The sequence below is a fragment of the Bradyrhizobium sp. MV1.5 genome (genome assembly GCF_055807615.1).
Genome location: NZ_JBVVPL010000021.1, coordinates 1 through 16332, shown reverse-complemented (window position 1 = coordinate 16332; position 16332 = coordinate 1). Strand labels below are relative to the sequence as shown.

The 16332-nt window shown below is 63.1% G+C and carries 12 protein-coding genes; 6 read left to right on the top strand and 6 right to left on the bottom strand.

The window, feature by feature from the left end; all coding sequences use genetic code 11:
* Positions 1–33: 33 nt before the first annotated feature.
* Positions 34–954 carry a polyphosphate kinase 2 gene (gene ppk2, locus AC0L2J_RS20205; protein WP_007607776.1) on the bottom strand — a complete coding sequence of 307 codons (921 nt, stop codon included), beginning with the start codon at positions 952–954 and terminating at the stop codon, positions 34–36.
* Positions 955–1050: 96 nt separating this feature from the next.
* Positions 1051–1512: an Lrp/AsnC family transcriptional regulator gene (locus AC0L2J_RS20200; RefSeq protein ID WP_473393489.1), complete on the bottom strand. Its 462-nt coding sequence runs from the start codon at positions 1510–1512 to the stop codon at positions 1051–1053.
* Positions 1513–1644: 132 nt separating this feature from the next.
* On the opposite strand from AC0L2J_RS20200, the gene AC0L2J_RS20195 reads away from it, so the two are divergent.
* Both AC0L2J_RS20195 and AC0L2J_RS20190 read left to right on the top strand, forming a co-directional pair.
* Positions 1645–4008: a transketolase gene (locus AC0L2J_RS20195; RefSeq protein ID WP_473393486.1), complete on the top strand. Its 2364-nt coding sequence runs from the start codon at positions 1645–1647 to the stop codon at positions 4006–4008.
* Between the two features lie 282 nt (positions 4009–4290).
* Positions 4291–5721 carry an aldehyde dehydrogenase family protein gene (locus AC0L2J_RS20190; protein ID WP_007607780.1) on the top strand — a complete coding sequence of 477 codons (1431 nt, stop codon included), beginning with the start codon at positions 4291–4293 and terminating at the stop codon, positions 5719–5721.
* Positions 5722–5876: 155 nt separating this feature from the next.
* On the opposite strand, the gene AC0L2J_RS20185 is transcribed toward AC0L2J_RS20190, so the two are convergent.
* On the bottom strand, positions 5877–6854 hold the full coding sequence (locus tag AC0L2J_RS20185) for an SMP-30/gluconolactonase/LRE family protein (protein WP_473393482.1): 978 nt from the start codon (positions 6852–6854) through the stop codon (positions 5877–5879).
* 89 nt (positions 6855–6943) lie between these two features.
* Here AC0L2J_RS20185 and AC0L2J_RS20180 point away from each other — a divergent pair, with 89 nt between their 5' ends.
* Positions 6944–7768, top strand: a complete 825-nt coding sequence (locus tag AC0L2J_RS20180) for an NAD-dependent epimerase/dehydratase family protein (RefSeq protein ID WP_007607787.1) — start codon at positions 6944–6946, stop codon at positions 7766–7768.
* Between the two features lie 38 nt (positions 7769–7806).
* Here the strand turns inward: AC0L2J_RS20180 and AC0L2J_RS20175 are convergent, their stop codons facing one another.
* Positions 7807–9078: an MFS transporter gene (locus AC0L2J_RS20175; RefSeq protein WP_473393480.1), complete on the bottom strand. Its 1272-nt coding sequence runs from the start codon at positions 9076–9078 to the stop codon at positions 7807–7809.
* Between the two features lie 299 nt (positions 9079–9377).
* Between AC0L2J_RS20175 and AC0L2J_RS20170 the strand changes: the two genes are divergently transcribed.
* Positions 9378–9791 carry a hypothetical protein gene (locus AC0L2J_RS20170; protein ID WP_473393692.1) on the top strand — a complete coding sequence of 138 codons (414 nt, stop codon included), beginning with the start codon at positions 9378–9380 and terminating at the stop codon, positions 9789–9791.
* Between the two features lie 126 nt (positions 9792–9917).
* Here the strand turns inward: AC0L2J_RS20170 and AC0L2J_RS20165 are convergent, their stop codons facing one another.
* Positions 9918–12182, bottom strand: a complete 2265-nt coding sequence (locus AC0L2J_RS20165) for a PAS domain-containing protein (protein ID WP_473393477.1) — start codon at positions 12180–12182, stop codon at positions 9918–9920.
* A gap of 354 nt (positions 12183–12536) precedes the next feature.
* Positions 12537–13241 (bottom strand): GntR family transcriptional regulator, encoded by a 705-nt coding sequence (locus AC0L2J_RS20160; protein WP_063993224.1) that lies wholly within the window; start codon positions 13239–13241, stop codon positions 12537–12539.
* 176 nt (positions 13242–13417) lie between these two features.
* On the opposite strand from AC0L2J_RS20160, the gene AC0L2J_RS20155 reads away from it, so the two are divergent.
* Positions 13418–15148, top strand: coding sequence for an IlvD/Edd family dehydratase (locus AC0L2J_RS20155; RefSeq protein ID WP_473393474.1), 1731 nt, complete (start codon positions 13418–13420; stop codon positions 15146–15148).
* Between the two features lie 62 nt (positions 15149–15210).
* The gene (locus AC0L2J_RS20150) at positions 15211–16218 is read left to right on the top strand and encodes a TRAP transporter substrate-binding protein (protein ID WP_063993223.1); all 1008 of its coding nucleotides are present in this window, start codon (positions 15211–15213) and stop codon (positions 16216–16218) included.
* Positions 16219–16332: the final 114 nt, after the last annotated feature.

The following is a 16332-nucleotide window of genomic DNA, read 5'->3' as shown; positions in this document are numbered from 1 at the left end:
TCGAACCACGCAGGCCGCGCTCGTTCACCTTCGTCAATACTTCGAAGGCACGTGCATCTCCGCCGGAATCGGTCCGCGGTGATAGTCGGGGTTGCGGACGCGCGGCGGCAGCACCACAGGCGCGCGCGAGACCTCCTGGTAGGGGATCTGGCTGAGCAAATGCGAGATGCAGTTGAGCCGGGCGCGCTTCTTGTCCACGGCATCGACGATCCACCACGGCGAATCCGGCAGATGCGTGTACTCCAGCATCGTCTCCTTGGCCTTGGTGTACGCCTCCCAGCGGCTGCGCGCCTCGACGTCCATCGGGCTCAGCTTCCACTGCTTGAGCGGATCCTTGATGCGCATGGTGAAGCGGAACTGCTGTTCGTCGTCGGTGATAGAGAACCAGTATTTGATCAGGATGGTGCCGGAGCGGATCAGCATCCGCTCGAATTCCGGCACCGACTGGAAGAACTCCTGGTATTGCTCGTCCGTGCAGAATCCCATCACGCGCTCGACGCCGGCGCGGTTGTACCAGCTGCGATCGAACAGCACCATTTCGCCGCCGGCCGGCAGGTGCGAGACATAGCGTTGGAAATACCATTGCGTGCGCTCGCGCTCGCTCGGTGCCGGAAGCGCGGCGACACGGCAGATGCGGGGATTGAGGCGCTGGGTGATGCGCTTGATCACGCCGCCCTTGCCGGCGGAGTCGCGGCCCTCGAACAGCACCACGACCTTCTTCTTCTCGCTCTGCACCCAGTCCTGGAGCTTGACCAGCTCGCCCTGAAGGCGGAGCAGCTCACGGAAATAGAGCCTGCGATCCACCGTCGGTCGGAGCGCGTCGGTCTCGTCCAGCAGTTCGTCGAATCTGGAGTCGTCGAGCTCGAGTTCCAGCTCTTCGTCGAGATCGTCGGTCATTTCCCGGATGATGCGCTCGCGTTTGGCCATTTCAGGGGTGCGGTCGGATGCGGTCATGGGTCCTTCTTTCGGCAGGGTACCTGTCGCCCGCGACCATCGGCGGGGTTTATTGCGTCCATGTGACACCGGTTCCGAAATAGCCCGGCGGGGCCGTCACACCGGCAGCGCGATCGAATATTTCACCTGGCTGAGCGCAAAGCTGGACTCGATCGATGCGATGCCATCGAGCCGGGTCAGCTTGGTCTTCAGGAAAGTCTCGTAGGAGGCGAGGTCGGCTGCGACGACGCGCAAGAGATAGTCGCGGTTGCCGGTCATCAGATAGCATTCCAGCACCTCGTCCCATTTCGAGATCGCGCGCGCGAAGCGGTTGAGGTCCTCCTCCTTCTGCCGCGCCAGCTTGATCGAGATGAAGACGCTGACATGCAGCCCCAGCGCCTTCTGGTCGACGGTCGCGATGTAGCGCGAGATCACGCCGCGCTCCTCCAGCAGCTTGACGCGGCGATGGCAGGGCGACACTGACAGCCCGACCTTGTCGGCCAGCTCCTGCATGGTCAGCCGGCTGTCGTTCTGGAGCAGAGCGAGGACTTTGCGGTCGATGGCGTCGAGGTCTGGCATTGGGATCAACCTGTCGTTTTTGGCGATTACTTGGTAATCTATCCCAACATTAGTTGGTATTGCGCCAAAAATTGAGAAGTTCGGCGCTCCCCGCAGGGGTATCATCGGGCACCTGTTTCCGGGAGCATTGCCATGCCCGTTGATACCGCCCGCCTCGACAGATTGACCGCGCTCGCCCGCAAGGCGCTGTGGCTGTCGTCATGGACCATCCATCACGCCAACCACGTTCGCGCGAACACGGACGGCCTGAAGGTCGGCGGACATCAGGCCTCGTCGGCCTCGCTCGCCACCATCATGTCGGCGCTGTATTTCCACGTGCTGAAACCCGAAGATCGCGTCGCGGTGAAGCCGCATGCGAGCCCGGTGTTCCACGCCATCCAATATCTGTTCGGCCGGCAGAGCCGCGAGAAGCTGGAGAATTTTCGTGGCTTCAAGGGCGCGCAGTCCTATCCTTCGCGCACCAAGGACGTCGACGACGTCGATTTCTCCACCGGCTCGGTCGGCCTCGGCGTTGCGCAGACGCTGTTCGCCTCGCTGGTGCAGGACTACGTCAAGGCGCATGGCTGGATGAAGGATCGCCGCGAGGGGCGGATGATTGCCCTGGTCGGCGACGCCGAGATGGACGAGGGCAACATTTTCGAGGCGCTGGCGGAAGGCTGGAAGCACGGCCTGCGCAACACCTGGTGGGTGGTCGACTACAACAGGCAGTCGCTCGATGCCGTCGTCCGCGAAGGTCTCTGGGAAAAGTTCGAGACCGTATTCCGCAATTTCGGCTGGGACGTGGTGATCGTGAAATATGGCCGCCTGATGCGCGAGGCCTTTGCGGAAGCTGGCGGCGAGGCGCTGAAGCGCTGGATCGACAATTGCCCGAACGCGCTCTACGCCGCCTTGTGTTTCCAGGGCGGCGCGGCATTCCGCAAACACCTCCACGACGAGATCGGCGATCAGGGCCCCATCACCAAACTGATCGACAGGCGCAGCGACGACGAGCTACTGGCGCTGATGTCGAACCTCGGCGGCCACGACATGGCGAGCATGCTGGACGCCTTCGAATCCATCGATCACGATCGCCCGGTCTGCTTCATCGCCTACACCATCAAGGGCGTCGGCCTGCCGTTCCAGGGCCACAAGGACAATCACGCCGGTCTGATGACGATCGCGCAGATGGAGAAATATCGCGACAGCCAGAACATCCGGCCCGGACACGAATGGGACAGATACGAGGGTCTCGCCCAAAGTGCCGCCGAGCTCGATGCCTTCCTCGCGGGCGTGCCGTTCAACCAGGACGGCCGCCGGCTCACCGCGCCTGTGATCGAGGTGCCGTCGCAGCTCGCCTTCAAGCCGGCGCCGCAGATGTCGACCCAGCAGGGCTTTGGGCTGGTGCTGAACGAGATCGCGCGCGGCGACAGCGAGCTCGCACAGCGCATCGTCACAACATCGCCTGACGTCACCGTCTCGACCAATCTCGGTCCGTGGGTGAACCGGCGCGGCCTGTTTGCGCGCGGCGAGAAGGCGGACTTATTCCGCAGCGAGAAAATTCCATCCACCTTCAACTGGGATTTCTCGCCCAAGGGTCAGCATCTCGAACTCGGCATCGCCGAGATGAACCTGTTCATCATGCTCTCGGCCCTCGGCCTGTCGCACCAGATCAACGGCGAGCGGCTGCTGCCGGTCGGCACGCTCTACGATCCCTTCATCGAGCGCGGTCTCGATGCGCTGAATTATGCCTGTTACCAGGATGCCCGCTTCATGGTGGCGGCGACCCCATCAGGTATCACGCTCGCGCCCGAAGGCGGCGCGCATCAGTCGATCGCGACCCCTTTGATCGGCATGGCGCAGGACGGCCTCGCCTCGTTCGAGCCGGCCTTCGTCGACGAACTCGCCGTGATCATGGGGTGGGGCTTCAATCACATGCAGCGCGATCCGGGCGAGGGCGGCTCGGTCTATTTGCGGCTCTCGACGCGGAGCATCGAGCAGGCGCAGCGGATCATGACGCCCGAGCTTGCACAGGGCATCACCGACGGCGCCTATTGGCTGCGCAAGCCGGGCCCCAATGCCGAACTCATTATCGCCTATACCGGCGCAGTTGCGCCGGAAGCGATCGAAGCGACCGGCTTCATCGGCGAGAGCCGGCGCGACATCGGTCTGCTCGCGATCACGTCCGCGGATCGTCTGCATGCGGGGTGGACCGCCGCACGGAAATTGCGCCGTGATCGGAGGGGCGTGCAGCATCTCAGCCACATCGAAAAACTGCTCGCGCCGCTGCCGCGCGACTGCGGCATCGTGACCGTGATCGACGGTCATCCGGCGGCTCTCGGCTGGCTCGGCAGCGTCCGCGGCCATCGCGTCGAGGCGCTCGGCGTCGAGCAGTTCGGTCAGACCGGCACCATCGCCGACCTGTACCGCCACCACGGCATCGACGCCAACGCCATCATCGATGCGGCCGAAAGCCTCACCACCGGCGCGCCGGTGTTGCATCGGAAAATGGCGGTGTAAGTCTCCGTCGTCGTCCTGGCGAAGGCCAGGACCCATACGCCGCGGCGGTGATTGTCGGCGCAGGGCGGTAGATGCCTGAGCAAACCAACCGGTGACGGTGGTAATGGGTCCTGGCTTTCGCCAGGACGACGTCCATGGCCACCTTGCCTCGCTCCCGCCATCGGCTCATATAACCTCGGTCCGCCGCAATGCTGGCCCCGCATATGGCGGGTTCAATTGCCGGCGCTTTCGTGCAAGGATGCCTGCCGAAACGCCCCCCAAACCCCCAAGAAGAGGTTCACAATGGTCAATCGCATGCAGTTCTACATCGACGGCGCCTGGGTAGATCCCGCCGTCAAGAAGTCCACCGCCGTGGTCAATCCGGCGACGGAAGAGGCGATGTACGAGGTTGCGCTGGGCTCCAAGGCCGACGTTGATAAAGCTGTCGCCGCCGCCAAGCGCGCGTTCGTGACATTCTCCCAGACCAGCCGTGACGAGCGCGTCGCGCTGCTCACCAAAGTCATCGAGATCTACAAGGGTCGCCTCAAGGAGATCGGTGCCGCCGTCTCCGACGAAATGGGCGCGCCGCTGCCGATGGCCGAAAAGCTGCAGGCCGGCGCCGGTCTTGGTCACCTCATGACCACGCTCGACGTGCTCAAGAACTATCATTTCGAGGAACCGGTCGGCACCGCCATGGTGCTGCGCGAGCCGGTCGGCGTGGTCGGCATGATCACGCCCTGGAACTGGCCGCTCAACCAGATCGCCTGCAAGGTCGCGCCTGCGCTCGCCGCCGGCTGCACCATGATCCTGAAGCCGTCGGAGTTCACCCCGACCTCGGCGCTGATCTTCGCGGAAATCCTCCATGAAGCCGGCGTGCCGAAGGGCGTGTTCAACCTCGTCAACGGTCTCGGCCCCGAGGTCGGCGCCGCCATGAGCGAGCACCCCGATATCGACATGATCTCCTTCACCGGCTCGACCCGCGCCGGCATCGACGTCGCCAAGCGTGCGGCACCGACCGTGAAGCGCGTCAGCCAGGAGCTCGGCGGCAAATCGCCGAACGTCATTCTCGAAGGCGCCGATCTCACGAAGGCGGTGACCGGCGGCGTGATGCACATGTTCAACAACTCCGGCCAGTCCTGCAACGCGCCCTCGCGCATGATCGTGCCTGCCGCGAAGATGAAGGAAGTTGCCGCAATCGCGAAGGCCGTCGCCGACAAGACCAAGGCGGGCGATCCGCGCGCCGAAGGCACCACCATCGGTCCCGTGGTCAACCGCGGCCAGTGGGACAAGATCCAGGGTCTGATCAAGAAGGGCATCGACGAGGGCGCAACGCTGGTTGCCGGCGGTCCGGGCCTGCCCGAAGGCGTCAACAAGGGCTTCTATGTCCGTCCGACCATCTTCGCCGACGTCACCCCCGACATGACGATTGCGCGTGAAGAGATCTTCGGACCGGTGCTGACCATCATCGGCGCCAAGGACGAAGCCGAAGCGGTGCACATCGCCAACGACACGCCCTATGGGCTTGCCGGCTACGTCACGGGTGCGTCCGTCGAGGACGCCAAGCGTGTCGGCCGCCAGATCCGCGCCGGCAACGTCAACCTGCAGGGCGTGCCCAACGACCGCTCCGCGCCGTTCGGCGGCTACAAGCAGTCCGGCAACGGCCGCGAGTGGGGCAAGTACGGCCTCGAGGACTTCCTCGAAGTGAAGGCGGTTGCCGGCTTCAACGCGGCGTAAGCGTTAGCGCCTGAACCAACAAAGCGCCGGAGCGGGCAACCGCTCCGGCGTCTTTGTTTTTTCGTAGCCCGCATGGAGCGAAGCGGAATGCGGGGACTGTCCCGGATTGCGCTTCGCTCCATCCGGGCTACGGGCTCAGAAAGACGGCGGGGAAACTACCCCCCGAGCGCGCCTTGCGTATTCACATACAACGCGTAGATCGACTGGCTTGCGGCCATGAACAGGCGGTTGCGCTTGACGCCGCCGAAGCAGAGGTTGGCGCAGCGCTCGGGCAGTGCGATGCGGCCGATCATGACGCCGTCGGGCGCGAACACCACGACCCCGTCGAGCTCGGGATCGCCCATGCCCCAGCCGCACCAGAGATTGCCGTCGATGTCGCAGCGCATGCCGTCCGGCGTGCCCGGACCTGCGTCGATGTGGACGCGCTTGTTCGAGATCGTGGTGCCATCGGGCGAGACGTCATAGGCGAGGATCTTGCGGTTCGGCACGCCGCGCGATTCCACGACGTAGAGGATTTTCTCGTCCGGCGAGAAGCACAGCCCGTTGGGGCCGAGCACGCCTTCGGCAACGATGGTCGCCTTGCCGGTCGCGGGATCGAACCTGTAGACGTTCGGCTCGATCTCGGGCTCGGCCTTGTAGCCCTCGTAATTGCCGAGCAGGCCGAAAGTGGGATCGGTGAACCAGACCGCGCCATCGGATTTCACCACGACGTCGTTTGGCGAGTTGAGCTTCTTGCCGCCGAACGAGTCCATCAGCACGGTGATGCTGCCGTCATATTCGGTACGGGTCACGCGGCGCCCGCCATGCTCGCAGGTGACGAGCCGGCCCTGGCGATCCCGGGTGTTGCCGTTGGCGAAATCAGAAGGCTTGCGGAACACGCTGACGGCGCCGGTCTCCTCCTCCCATTTGATGATGCGCTGGTTCGGAATGTCGCTGCACAGGAGATATCGCCCGTCGCCGAACCACACCGGACCCTCTGCCCAGCGCAGGCCGGTCGTCAGCCGCTCCACCGCCGAGAGTTTTAGCCAGTATTTTTCGAAGCGGGGATCGAGTGCCTTTATCGCCGGATCGGGATAGTAGCTCGCCGGCCGCCAGCCTGGCCGCTCCTGGGGATGGGACGATGCCTCATTCATGTCGGTTCTCTCGTTTCGTTCCCTCTGGACAATCCTGCTATCATTAGAGACATGTGACCGCAAATTGGTTGCCAAAGGCGAGGAAAGACATGCCGCGTATCTTGATGACGGGAGCTTCGGGCGGAATTGGAACGCGTCTGCGAAAGCTGTTGCCGCCGATCTATCCGGACCTGCTGCTCTCTGATATCCGCCCGCCGGCCGATCTCGGCGCGAACGAGCAATTCAAGGCGGCGGACCTGTCAGACCTTGCGCAGTGCGAGGCGATCTGCGAGGGCGTCGACGGCATCATCCATTTCGGCGGCTATTCGGTCGAGGGTCCCTGGAACGACATCCTCCAGGCCAACATCATCGGCGGCTACAATCTGTTCGAGGCCGCGTATCGCAAGGGCGTCAAGCGCGTGGTGTTCGCCTCCTCGAACCATGCCGTCGGATTCTATCCGCGCCACCACAAGATCGGCACCGACGTGACCCCGCGCCCCGACGGCCGCTATGGCGTCAGCAAGGTGTTCGGCGAAGCGGTCGGGGCGCTCTATGCGGACAAGCATGGCCTGAAGGTGACTTGCCTTCGCATTGGTAATTTCGGCGACGTGCCGCTGGATCATCGCCGGATCTCGATCTGGCTGAAGCCGGAAGACCTGGTGCAGCTCTGCCAGATCGGGCTCGAGCATCCCGACATTCATTTCGAGATCTTCTACGGCGTGTCCCTCAACGAGCGCGCCTGGTGGGACAACCACCGCGCCTACGAGTTCGGCTACCGTCCCACGGGCCGCTCCGAGGACCACGTGGCGCATGCGATGGCCGAGCAGGCCAAGCTGAAGCCCGATCCGATCGGCGATCACTATCAGGGCGGCGCGTTCTGCAGCAACGAGTTCGACGGCGACACAAGTCGCATCATCGATTGGAATAAGCGGTAGGAGCGCATTCGCGAATCCAGGGCGTCGGAATCGACGCCCTAGACCACGCGCTTGCCGGCCTGGGCCGCGATGGGCCGCTGCACAAAGTACATCAGGATCAGGGAAATCACCGCCGTCGTCACGACGACGTATCCCAGCCGGTCGAAATGCCGCAGCGTACCGTCGGGATCCTGCGCGATCAGCGCGGCGGCGAGCACGGAGCCGAGCCCGCCGGAGAGCTGTTGCAGCGACGCGCCGACCGCGCTGAAGGAGCCGCGTTGCGCCGGCTCGGGGATTGCGGAAATCAGCGCCTGCGACGGGATCATGCGGGAGAAGATGCCGACGAACATCAGGACGTTGACCAGGATCGCGACCGTCAGGCTCACCTCGCCGAGGTGGGTGTAGATCAGCACCATGACGATCGACATGGCGCTGCCGAAGACAAAGGTGGGATATTTGCCGAAGGCATCGCTCGCCCGTCCCACCAGCGGTCCGATGACAATGCTGAACAGGCCGGAGACGAGATAGATCGTCGGCAGATGCACGATGTCGATGCCGAGATTGTGCACGGTGTAGGCGCTGCCGAACGGCATCAGCATGTAGCCGCCGGTCGCCAGCAGGGTCGTCACCGAGAACGCCATCCAATAGCGCGGCTGCGAAACCGTTGCGATCAGATGCCGGAACGGGTTTCGATCCTGCTTCAGCCCGAGATGGCCGTTCACCGGCTTCATCAGGAACATCACGGCGGCCATGCCGATGACAGACAGGCCGACCAGTGCGCCGAACGCGACGTGCCAGTTCCACTGGTTGGCGAGGAAAAGACCGGCGGGGATACCCAGCACCTGGCTCGCGGCAAAGGCGGTTTGCACGAAACCCATGACGCGGCCGCGCAATTGCAGCGTAAACAGATCGGTGATGATGGCGAGCACGACCGAGCCGATCACGCCGCCGAACAGGCCGGTCACGATCCGCCCCAGCAGCAACAGATGATAGTTGGGCGCGATCGCGCACAGCATCGTGCCAAGGGTGAAGCCGGCGTAGAAGAACAACAGCAGCCGTTTGCGGTCGAACCGATCGGCGAAGCCGGCCGCCAGGATGCCGGAAATTCCCGCGCTGAATGCGTAGGCCGAGACGGCCACCCCGAACTGGGCGGCCGAAATATCAAGCGCCGGCATCATGATGGCGCCGAGCGGCGACATGATCATGAAATCGATGATGATCGTGAACTGGACCAACGCCAGCAGCGCAACGAGGATCGCCTGGTAGCGCGCGAAGCCGCGGGACAGCTGTTGCGGCTCGGCGATCGGCTCGGTCAGGGTTTGTTCGGTCATGGCATTTCATTCGGGAGGGAGGTGGAGGAGGACGCGCGACGTGGCGCCGGAGCCCGGGCGGTATTTATTTCCGGCGCTGCGAAATTTCGATGGCTTGACAAACAGTTTTAGTGTCCGTCCTGCCGCGGTGCCTCGATTCACACAGGGCGAGCGACGCAAAGGCCTGAGCCTCGCTTTGGCCGTTCCGCCCATTGATCCAGATCAACGTTGCTCTGGCCGTCTGGCTCTCGATTTTGCGACCGCAATTCGGCAATCGGTGCCTTGATCACGGCTCAACGGCGGCAGCGCGAGTCAGGACAATGAGAATCAAATTGCCAGCCGTCGTACTGCTCCCGTTGATCATCTCGGGACCGGCGCGAGCCGCGATGCTCAGCGACGCCGAGGCGACGTTTCTCGACCAGATCGTCACCGCGTCCGCGGTGCTCGAACAACGATGCGTCGGCTACGAGGTCAATGGTGCCGGCAGTGTCCAACTCGGCGCCCGGCTTCTCGGCAGCACGGATGCCGCGATGGCGATGATCGACGCCTATGCGGCGGCCATCAAGGCCCGCGATGGCGAGAGGTCCGATCCCGGTAAATTCCGCCCCGAAGTGTCCGACGCGGCCGGCAAAACGTTCAGGCGCGTCCGGACCGATCTGATCAGAAACCCGAAGAGAGCCTGCGCCGACTATGGCGATACCAGCGTGGATCGCGGCCTGCTGAGACGGTATTGAACGCGCGTTCTGGCCTGCCGCGGCCTGACGGGAATCGGCGCCAGAGTGGGCCCGTGGGAGCGACATCTGCGTATGACGGCGGGGCGCAACGTACCCCGTTGCGCAGAACCGGTGCGCTCTCGCTGGCTAAACGTCCAGCACCTCTCGCACCTTCGCTGCGAGTTCCTCGACAGTGAAAGGCTTGCTGAGCACGGCCACGCCGGGTCTTGCCACACGATTTTGGAGCATCGCGTTGGGCGTATAGCCTGTCGTGAAAAGAACCTTCAGATCCGCTCGGCGCCGAAGCGCTTCTTCAGAGAGCTTCGCCCCGTTGATGTCCGGCATGACGATGTCTGTGAATAGCAGGTTGACGTCCGGGTTTTCGTCCAAAAGCTGCAGCGCCGCTTCTGCGCTTTCTGCCTCCATCACGCGGTAGCCCAGTTCAATCAATGCATCGACACTATACTGGCGCACTGCGGGCTCGTCCTCGACCACCAGTATAAGCTCGTGATTGTCGTCGGTAGGCAGGAACGCGGCTGCTTTTTCCGTGAAAACGGGCTCGGTCGCATCCACGAGCCTCGGTAGGTAGACCTTGAATGTTGTCCCTTCGCCGGGCTCCGAGTAGATCTTGACGTGGCCGCCCGACTGTTTGACGAAGCCGTATACCTGGCTGAGACCTAGGCCGGTGCCTTTGCCCACAGCCTTGGTGGTGAAGAAGGGGTCGAAGGCTTTGGCCATTACGTCCGCAGGCATGCCGGAGCCGGTGTCCGTCACCGCGATTAATACATATTGCCCTGCCAGGACGCCTGGTTCGCTTGCCAGATAGCGGTCGTCCAAATCAGCGTTGTGAGTTTCGATGGTGAGCCGGCCGCCCTCCGGCATTGCGTCGCGGGCATTCACTGCAAGGTTCAGGAGGACATTTTCAAGTTGGTTTGCATCGGCTGAGATGCGCCAGACGTCTGAATCCAGCGCAGTCTCTAACCTGACATCGCTGCCGAGTGAGCCGCGTATGAACCCGGACATCCCCGAGACGAGCTTGTTGATATCGATGGGTTGGGGCTTCAACGGCTGTTGCCGGGAGAACGCAAGGAGGCGCTGCGTAAGCAAGGCAGCGCGGCGCGCCCCGTCCATGGCAGCTTCGAGATAGCGCTTGGCGCGGGGGTCGATCTCGACCATTCGGCGCTTCAGAAGATCGAGTGAGCCCATCACGATCGACAACATGTTGTTGAAGTCGTGCGCGATGCCGCCCGTGAGATGCCCGACGGCTTCCATTTTTTGCGCTTGGCGGAGGGCCTCTTCGGCGGCCCTCAGAGCTTCGGCCTGCTCTTTCTGACGATGGATGTCACGACCGATACAGTGAAAAGCTCCCTTGCTGGCGGTGACCGACCAGGCGATCCAACGATAGGCTCCGTCTTTGCACAGGTAACGGTTCTCGAATTCGCCGGATTCATCGTTGGCCGCGAGTTCGTCGGCCCAGAGGCGCGATCCTTCGATGTCGTCGGGGTGGATGAACTGAGTATAGGGTCGTCCCACGATCTCAGCTTGCGACCAGCCGAGCAGCGCTGGCCAGGCCGGATTGACCTCTCGGATGGTCGAGTCGAAAGCAACCACCGCGACCAAAAGGTTGGTACCACTCCAGAGCTGATTGCGCTCCTCCGTGCGCTCTTGAACAAGGCGTTCGAGCTGTTCGCGCGATCGGGCCAGGATCTCCCGAGCGGCGACCATGTCCTCGATGTCTGTACAGGTCCCGTACCATCGCAAGATCACGCCATCTGCGTCGCGCACTGGCTGCGCACGTCCAAGCACCCATCGGTACTGCCCGGATCGATGACGGAGACGATACTCGATCTGATACGGTTCGCCGGTTTCCAGGGAGTGACGCCAAGCGGACCATGCGGCCTCTCGATCTTCGGGGTGGAACATTCCGTTCCAAGCTTCGCCGTCGGTGGAACCTTGCGGTACGCCGGTGAACTCGTACCAACGCTGATTGTAGAAGTCGTGGAACCCATCAGGTCGCGTCGACCAGATCATCTGGTCGATGGAGTTCGTGATCGCCGCGGCCCTGGCTTCGCTTTCCCGCAGCGTGGCTTCTGCAAGCACCTGGCCGGTGGTCTCCGCGACGGCGCAGAACATACCCATCACTTCGCCCGCAGGCTCGCGGACCGACGAGTAGGAGAAGGTGAACCAGGTCTGCTCGTCGTAGCCGCGCCGGTTCATGATGAGCGGCAGGTTCTCCTGCCAAGTTGCCTCGCCAGCCATGGCTTTTTGGATCAGGGGCGAGATATCGTCCCAGATCTCGGCCCAAATGTCATGGAAGCGAGCGCCGAAAGCGGCCGGATGCTTGTCGGCGAGGATCTCAGCGTAGGCGTCGTTGTAAATGAAGCCGAGTTCCGGGCCCCAAGCGACGAACATCGGAAATTTCGAGTCCATCGCAAGACTGACGACCGACCGAAGCGTCGGTGACCACCCCTGCGGTGGGCCGAGCGGTGACTTGGTCCAATCGCAGCTGTGCAAGAGCGCCTGGACCGGCGGGCCTCTCTCCGGCGGCTGCGCGCTAGGCAGGTCAACCATCAATATTCTCGCAGCTCTCCGCCGCCGCACGGTCGATCATGGGCATGAGGCTCAACCAGTGCGCCAGCTGTTTGTTACCAACATACAGTTGAAACCCGTCTCGGCCAAAGGTGCAAGATCGGGTTCGGAACGCGAGGCGGAAGCCGAAATCGCGGCTTTGTCCGAACGAATCTCAGCGGTGTAAGTGGACGTCTTTCACTTATTCGGCGCGTCCCGACGTTCGACCTCGCCGCCCGCAATCCGCGCCAGATAATCCTTCTTGCTGAACTGCATATGATCGACGCAGAGCTGGGCCAGCGCCCAGCTGTCACGGCCCTTCAACAGCTCGATCATGAACTCGTGCTGGCGCCGCGATTGTGCCAGCCCGTCGCTGTCAGCGAGATTCTTGGCGCGCATCGGCAGGGTCAGGTTCATGTAGTCCTGCAGCGAGCGCACCAGATAGGGATTGCCGCAGGCCGAGAACAGCGCGAGGTGGAAGGCGTCGTTGGCTTCGTGGATGCCGCGCAGGTCCTGCAAATCCGCTCTCGCGCAATATTGCCGCTGCAATGCAGAGAGCTCGTCGATCAGGCCTTGCTGTGCGGGCAGGGGGATCATCAGCGCCGCCTGCCGGGTCAGCATCTCCCGGACCTCGTAGATCTGCCGGACCTCTTCGGCCGAATAGAACCGTACGGTGGCGCCGACATTCTTTTCGCGGCGGACGATGCCGCGGCGCTCCGCATCCACCAGCGCCTGGCGCACGAAGTGGCGCGAGGTGCCGTAAGCCGACATCAGCGCGTCTTCCGTGAGGCGCGCGCCGGGCGCGAGACGGCCGAAGATGATGTCCTCCTCGAGCCGCGCGACGATGTCGTCCGGATCGTCGCGCCGGACCGTCATGGCATCTGCGATGTGAGTGTCGGACATGCCCTCGGCCTCCCGGCGCCTGGCCGGTCCGTCCTGTGGAGCAGGGAAGGCTCGGATTGTCAATAATCCGTTCGCCGACCAGTACGCCGATCCGGAAAATAGCAGGTTTGACGTCTGTCTTATTGACAATCAAGGGGCAGGCTGTACGACAATGACCCGATAATGGGAGTGGTATGATGACGAGTGGGTTGCGCAAAGGGCTGACGAGCTATGGCGATGCCGGCTTCTCGCTGTTCCTGCGCAAGGCGTTCATCAAGGCCATGGGCTATTCCGATGACGCGCTGGAGCGCCCGATCGTCGGCATCACCAATACATACAGCGACTACAATCCTTGCCACGGCAATGTCCCGCAGATCATCGAGGCCGCCAAGCGCGGCGTGATGCTGTCGGGCGCGATGCCGTTCGTGTTCCCGACCATCTCGATCGCGGAGAGCTTTGCGCATCCGACTTCGATGTATCTGCGCAATCTGATGGCGATGGACACCGAGGAGATGATCCGCGCGCAGCCGATGGATTCGGTGATCGTCATCGGCGGCTGCGACAAGACACTGCCGGCGCAGGTGATGGCCGCAATCAGCGCCGATCTGCCGACGGTGGTCATTCCCGTTGGCCCCATGGTGGTTGGTCATCACAAGGGCGAGGTGCTGGGCGCCTGCACCGATTGCCGCCGTCTCTGGGGCAAGTATCGCGCCGGCGAAATGGACGATGTCGAGATCGAGGCGGTCAACGGCCGGCTCGCACCGTCTGTCGGTACCTGCATGGTGATGGGCACCGCCTCCACCATGGCTTGCATGATCGAGGCCATGGGCCTGTCGCTGCCGATGAGCGCGACGATTCCTGCGCCGCATGCGGAGCGCTTTCGGCTTGCCGAGGCGAGCGGCAGGGTGGCCGCCGAGATGGCCAAGACCAAGGGGCCGAAGCCGAGCGAGGTGCTGACGCCGGCATCTTTTAGGAATGCCCAGGTCGTGCTCCAGGCGATCGGCGGCTCGACCAACGGCCTGATCCATCTGACCGCGATGGCCCATCGCTCGCCGCACCGGCTCGATCTCGAAGTGTTCGACCAGATCGGCCGCGAGGTGCCGGTGCTGATCGATCTCAAGCCGTCGGGCGAGCACTACATGGAGCATTTCCATCACGCCGGCGGCGTGCCGAAACTGCTGGCGCAGCTTGGTGACCTCGTCGATCTCGATGCGAAGACCATCACCGGCGAGAGCCTGCGCGATGTCGTCGTCAACGCGGAAGACGTGCCCGGCCAGGAAGTGATCCGCCCGCGCGACAATCCGATCAAGAAGGAAGGTGGCCTCGCCGTGCTGCACGGTAACCTCGCCCCGCGCGGCGCGGTGATCAAGCAGTCAGCTGCAAGCCCGAAACTGTTGCAGCACACCGGACGTGCCGTGGTGTTCGAATCCGTCGAGGATATGACGCTGCGGGTTGACGATCCCGATCTCGACGTCACCGCCGATGACGTGCTGGTGCTGCGCAACGCCGGCCCCAAGGGCGCGCCCGGCATGCCCGAGGCGGGCTATCTGCCGATCCCGAAGAAGCTCGCGCGCGCCGGCACCAAGGACATGGTGCGCATTTCCGACGCACGCATGAGCGGCACCGCTTTCGGCACCATCGTGCTGCACATCACGCCGGAATCCGCCGTCGGCGGGCCACTGGCGCTGGTGAAGAACGGCGACATGATCCGCCTCGACGTCGCCAAGCGCAGCATCGAACTTCTGGTGGATGCGGCCGAGCTGGAACGGCGCCATGCCTCATTGAAGCCGGCAGCCGCTCCCGACGAGGCGCGGCGGGGCTATGCCTGGCTGTTCAACGAGACCATCATGCAGGCCGACGAGGGCTGCGATTTCGATTTTATGCAGAGGACTGGGAAGAAGACTGAGCAGAAAACTAAGAGAGGGTGACCAACCACCCGGAAGCGTAGCCCAGACCGCACAAGCGGCGGGCGTTAAAACAGGGGGAAACGATGATCGCACGATCCATGCCAAGATTCTTACATCGGCTGGCGGCAACGGCCGCTGTTCTCTTCGTAACGAGCGCATCGGCACAGGAGGTGAAGCATTATCGCTTCGCCTACGACCAGCCGCGCAACACCGGCTATTCCATCGCGGGCGACCTCTTTGCCGACAAGCTCAAGGAATTGAGCAAAGGCACCATGATCATCGACCAATATCCGGGCGCGCAGCTCGGGCAGGAGCCGCAGGTGCTTCAGCTCGTGAAAGCGGGCGACGTCGAATTTGCGATCATCTCCTCGGCGAACACCGCGACGATCTCGCCGCAAGCGGGCGTGATGTCGTTGCACTTCCTCTTCCGCGACGAGAACCACGTGGTCAAGGGGCTGGCCGATCCAAAAGTGTTCGCAGCGCTCAAGACCATGATCGACGAGACCACGCAGGGTCTGCATGTGATCGCGACCGGCTCGCAGGGCGTGCGCCACATGTACTCCAAGAAGGAGATCCACAATGTCGGCGACATCAAGGGCCTGAAGATCCGGGTGCAGGCGACCGCGACCGAGGACACCATGTTCCCGGCCTACGGCGCCCAGACCGTGCACATGCCGTTCGGCAGCGTCTACACGAGCCTGCAGACCGGCGTCGTCGACGTCGCCGAGAACAGCATCAATGTCTACCTCGTCAACAAGCACTACGAGGTCGCGCCGGTCCTGAACATCACCGAGCACGAGGCCAACAACGCGCTGGTGTTCATCTCCGATAAGCTCTGGCAGAGCCTGTCGGCCGAACAGAAAGGCTGGGTGCAGGCGGCGGGCAACGAGGTCAGCTCCAAGGAGCCGCAGAAGGCCTTCGACCTCGAACGCACCGCGGCAGAGAAGCTGAAGAAGATGGGCGTGAAGATCGTCGACAACGTCGACAAGAAGACCTTCACGGCGATCGCCGATCCCTATCTCGACAAGCTCGCCAAGGAGCTCGGCCCGCACGCCGAGAAGATCAAGGATTTGATCCGCTCGATCAACTGACGTGATGCCGGAAGACGGTGCGCTCCCTCTCCCGCCTGCGAGAGCTTTGCGTAAATCGCGAATCTGCGATTCTCTAAGAGACGTTTGAAGAGGATCTGGGGATGGCATATCGGC